Source organism: Streptomyces sp. MK37H, assembly GCF_018035285.1.
Taxonomy (GTDB): domain Bacteria; phylum Actinomycetota; class Actinomycetes; order Streptomycetales; family Streptomycetaceae; genus Streptomyces; species Streptomyces endocoffeicus.
The window spans coordinates 1-4,514 of the sequence record NZ_JAAAYH010000578.1; the positions used below are offsets into that span (position 1 = coordinate 1).

At 72.9% G+C, this 4,514-nt stretch carries 4 protein-coding genes; 3 read left to right on the top strand and 1 reads right to left on the bottom strand.

Annotation, left to right across the window (positions count from 1 at the left end):
* Window positions 1-33 precede the first annotated feature (33 nt).
* Window positions 34-843 (bottom strand): NAD(P)-dependent oxidoreductase, encoded by an 810-nt coding sequence (locus GWI24_RS40870; RefSeq protein WP_037949614.1) that lies wholly within the window; start codon window positions 841-843, stop codon window positions 34-36.
* A gap of 317 nt (window positions 844-1,160) precedes the next feature.
* Here GWI24_RS40870 and GWI24_RS40875 point away from each other — a divergent pair, with 317 nt between their 5' ends.
* The 3 genes from GWI24_RS40875 to GWI24_RS40885 form a co-directional block, all read left to right on the top strand.
* Window positions 1,161-2,132 (top strand): 5-dehydro-4-deoxyglucarate dehydratase, encoded by a 972-nt coding sequence (locus tag GWI24_RS40875; RefSeq protein ID WP_210951084.1) that lies wholly within the window; start codon window positions 1,161-1,163, stop codon window positions 2,130-2,132.
* Window positions 2,129-3,328 (top strand): hypothetical protein, encoded by a 1,200-nt coding sequence (locus GWI24_RS40880; RefSeq protein WP_210951085.1) that lies wholly within the window; start codon window positions 2,129-2,131, stop codon window positions 3,326-3,328. Before GWI24_RS40875 ends, GWI24_RS40880 begins: the two co-directional genes overlap by 4 nt.
* 183 nt (window positions 3,329-3,511) lie before the next feature.
* A partial coding sequence (locus GWI24_RS40885) for an MFS transporter (RefSeq protein ID WP_210951086.1) occupies window positions 3,512-4,514 on the top strand: 1,003 nt, incomplete at its 3' end.

Genomic DNA, 4,514 nt, shown 5'->3' on the forward strand with positions numbered 1-4,514 from the left:
GCCCAAGAAACCTCGACGCGGCGCCCGAAAACCTCAGCGCGGCCAGATCGGCGGGTTGGTGCAGAACGCGCCGCCGAGGTACTCGTGGTCCGGGTTGCCCGGCTCCAGTTCGCCCTGCTCGGCGATCAGCTTCGCGGCGTACGGCTCGGAGTCGTCCCTCGGCTCGTACCCCAGGGCGCGGGCCGAGGAGAGGTCCCACCACAGGCGGGTGTTGGCCGAGCTGCCGTAGACCGTCGTGCAGCCCACGTTCTCCGCCGTAAGGGCGGCGTGGAGCAGCCGGGCGCCGTCCGCCGGGCTCATCCAGATGGACAGCATGCGGACCGTCGTCGGCTCGGGGAAGCAGGAGCCGATGCGGATGGCGACCGTCTCGATGCCGTGCTTGTCCCAGTAGAACGAGGCCAGGTCCTCGCCGAACGCCTTGGACAGCCCGTAGTAGGTGTCGGGGCGACGCGGGGTGTCGAGCGGGATGAGCGGGTCGTCCCCCACCGGGCGCGGGGTGAAGCCCACGGCGTGATTGCTGGAGGCGAAGACGATTCGGCGGACCCCGGCCTCGCGGGCCGCCTCGTACACGTTGTACGTGCCCTCGATATTGGCCCGCAGGATCTTCTCGAACGGGGCTTCCAGGGAGATACCCGCGAGATGGATGATCGCGTCAACGCCCCGCACGGCCTCGCGCAGGGCGTCCCGGTCGGACAGATCCGCGGTGATCGCGTCCGGCTCGCCCTCGATGGGGAGCTGGTCGAGCAGCCGCAGCTGGTATCCGTACGGCGGCAGCAGCTCACGCATCAAGGTGCCCATGCCGCCGGCGGCGCCGGTGAGGAGGACGGTGCGGGGAGCGGGCATGGGCGGAGCCTCCGTAGGGGTATCGCGTTATGGGGTTATCGCGCAGGGCGCTCTTGGTGCTCTTGCGTATGCGGTTTTTATTCATGTATGTGGTTCAGATGCATGGACACCGTAAGGATCGGCGCATGGGTCGTCAAGGGTGGCGCGATGTCGGCGAATTCACCCTCGGGTGAGTGGCGTCACCCGGTTGGCGCCCTTGACCGGCGGCCGATGGCTGCCTTACGGTGAACTCGTTCACGAATGTAGATGACGATCAGAAACGTGCACACGGCGTCGGTGGGTGACGGCGGGTCGGTGTACACGACAGGGAGAAGCCCGTGACCTCAGCTTCACTCGCCGAGCGCCTTGACGGACTGCTGTTCTTCCCCGTGACCGCCTACGGTCCCGATGGCGCCCTGGACCTGGAGATCTACCGCGCGCACGTCCGCGCCGGGATCGAGGCGGGGGCGGGCGCCGTCTTCGCGTGCTGCGGCACGGGCGAGTTCCACGCCCTGACGCCCGAGGAGTTCCACGACTGCGTCGTGGTCGCCGTGGAGGAGGCCGCCGGGCGGGTGCCGGTGGTCGCGGGCGCCGGGTACGGGACCGCGCTGGCGATCCAGTACGCCAAGCTGGCCGAGCGGGCCGGTGCGGACGGGCTGCTCGCCATGCCGCCGTATCTGGTCGTGGCCGATCAGGAAGGGCTGATCCGCCACTACAGCGCCCTCGCGGGCGCGACCGACCTCGACATCATCGTCTACCAGCGGGACAACGCCGTCCTGACCCCGGACTCCGTGGCCCGGCTCGCCAAGGTGCCCGGCATCATCGGCCTCAAGGACGGCATCGGCGACCTCGACCTGATGCAGCGCGTCGTGAGCGCGGTGCGGGCCGACGCCCCCGACGAGGGCTTCCGCTACTTCAACGGGCTGCCGACCGCCGAGCTGACCGGCCTCGCCTACCGCGGCATCGGCGTGACGCTCTACTCCTCCGCCGTCTTCTGCTTCGTTCCGGAGGTCGCCCTCGCCTTCCACAAGGCGCTCATGACGGGCGACGACGAGACCGCCAACAAGCTGCTCGACGGCTTCTACCGGCCGCTGGTCGAGCTCCGCAACCAGGGCCGCGGCTATGCGGTGTCGCTGGTCAAGGCCGGGGTCCGGCTGCGCGGGCTGGACGTCGGCGAGGTGCGGCCGCCGCTGAGCGAGCCCAGCCCCGCCCACGTCAAGGAGCTGGCCGAGCTGATCGAGCGCGGCATGGCGCTGGTCGGGGACGGGGACGCGGACAAGGACGGGAACGGGGACGGGGAGGCGCGGTGAAGGCTTCCGCCTTCGTCTACCCCTGGGATGTCGTCGGGGACCCGGACGCCGCGCGCCGCATCGCCGACCTCGGCGTCCAGCAGGTGACGCTGGCCTCCGCCTACCACTCCACCCGGGCCCTGACCCCGCGCCACCCCGGCCACCGCATCGTCACCGCCCGCCACGCGGCCGTGCTCTACCCGCCGAGCGCGGAGCGCTGGCAGGGGCGCGAGCTGCGGCCGTACGAGCAGTCGTGGGTGCCGGGCGACGATCCGTACGGGGAGGCGGCCGCCGCGCTGGCCGACGCCGGTCTCGAGGTCCACGCCTGGGTGGTGCTCGCGCACAACACCCGGCTGGGCGAGGAGCATCCGCGGATCACCGTGCGCAACGCCTATGGCGACCGCTACCCGTGGGCCCCGTGCATCGCCCGCCCCGAGGTGCGCGCCTATCTGGTGGACCTGGCCGCCGAGGCCGCCGTACGGCCCGGTGCCCGCGGCACCGAGCTGGAGTCCTGCGGCTGGTACGGGCTGGCCCATCTGCACGCCCACGACAAGATCGGCGGGGTGCCGCTGGGCGGCGCCGGCCAGTATCTGATGTCGCTGTGCTTCTGTGAGAGCTGCGAGGCGGGCTACGCCGAGCTGGGCGCCGACCCCGAGGAGCTGCGCGAGCTCGTCGTGCGCGCTCTGCGGCCGGTGTGGGCGGGCGAGACGACCGCGGACGGCGGTGACCGCGCGGGGGAGTGGGCCGAGGTCGAGAAGCTGCTCGGCGCCGACCACGCCGCGCTCTTCGCGGCCTGGCGCAACCGGATCGCGAGCGGTCTGCGGGCCGAGGCCGTGGCCGCCGTAAGGGCCGCGGCGGACGGGGACTTCCAGGTTCTGCTGCACGCCGACCCGGCCCCGCACCGGCTCGGCGCCAACGTGGGCGTGGACCCGGCCGATGTGCTGGCCCAGGCCGACGGGGTCGTACTGCCGTGCACGGGGGGCGAGGCGGCGCGCTCCGGGGTCCTGCCACCGTTCGTCCCGTACCGGACCGAACGGACCGTGCTCGCCGCCAACTTCACGGTGGTGGCGGGGATGGGCGGCAGCCCGGCGACGCTGGCCCGGGACGCGGCCCACGCGGTGGAGCTGGGCGCGGACGAGCTCCGTCTGTACCACGCCGGTCTGGCCTCGGACCAGGACCTGGCGGCCGTCCGCACGGCCCTGGCCGAGCTGAGCTGAGCTCGGACGCGAAGCTTCGCGCGGACGATCGACGGCAGGTCGAGGCACTTCCAGCGGAGCGCCTCGGTGGCGGGTTTCCGGGACAGCCCGGCGGATTATCGGAAGCGCGACACCCGGTGGCATCGCCACGATCGAAGGGTGTCGACGAAACGGACCCCCTCACACCGCAGGCCCATCGCGCTGATGTCCCTGGGACACGCCTGCGTGGACATCTACCAGGGAGCGGTGGCCGCGCTGGTGCCGTTCTTCGTCTCGGAACGGGCCTACAGCTACGCCGCCGCCTCCGGCGTCGTACTGGCGGCCTCGCTGCTGTCGTCCGTCGTGCAGCCGCTGTTCGGGGCGCTCACCGACCGGTGGGCCATGCCGTGGCTGCTGCCGGTGAGCACGCTGGTGGGCGGCGCGGGTGTGGCGCTGAGCGGGGTCACCGGCTCCTACGCGGCGACCCTGGCGGTGGTCGCCGTCTCCGGGATCGGCGTCGCCGCGTACCACCCCGAGTCCGCCCGGGTGGCCCGGCTCGCCAGCCGGGGCAGCCACACCGCGATGAGCTGGTTCTCCCTCGGCGGCAACATCGGCTTCGCCGCCGCGCCGCTCGCGGTCGCCGCCGTCATCGCCACCGGTGGTCTGCGCGCCTCCCCGTTGCTGGCCCTCCCCGCCGTCGCCGGAGCCGTCCTGTGCGCGGCCGCGCTACGGGTGCTCAGGGTCCCGGGCGCGGCGGCCGGGCCCGCGCGCGCGAGCCGCGGAGGAGAGGGACGGGACGACTGGCCCTCCTTCCTCCGGCTGTCCGGCGCCATCATGTGCCGCTCGATCGTCTTCGTCGGGCTGAGCGCGTTCGTCTCCCTGTACGTGCGCGAGCGCACCGGTGGAGGCGAACTGGCCGGTACCGCCGCCCTGTTCGTGCTCTACGCCGGCGGCGCGGCGGGCACGGTGGCCGGCGGCGGGCTCGCCGCCCGCCACGGCCGCGTCCCGGTCGTCCAGTGGTCGTACGCCCTGACCGTCCTCGCCGTCGCGGGCGTCGTCCTCGTCCCCGGCCCGGCGCTCTACCTCTGCGTGGCCGTCGCCTCGGCCGGGCTCTACGTGCCGTTCTCCCTGCACGTCACCCTCGGCCAGGACTACCTGCCCCGCCGCGTGGGCACCGCCAGCGGGGTCACCCTGGGCCTGACGATCAGCGTCGGCGGCCTGGCCAGCC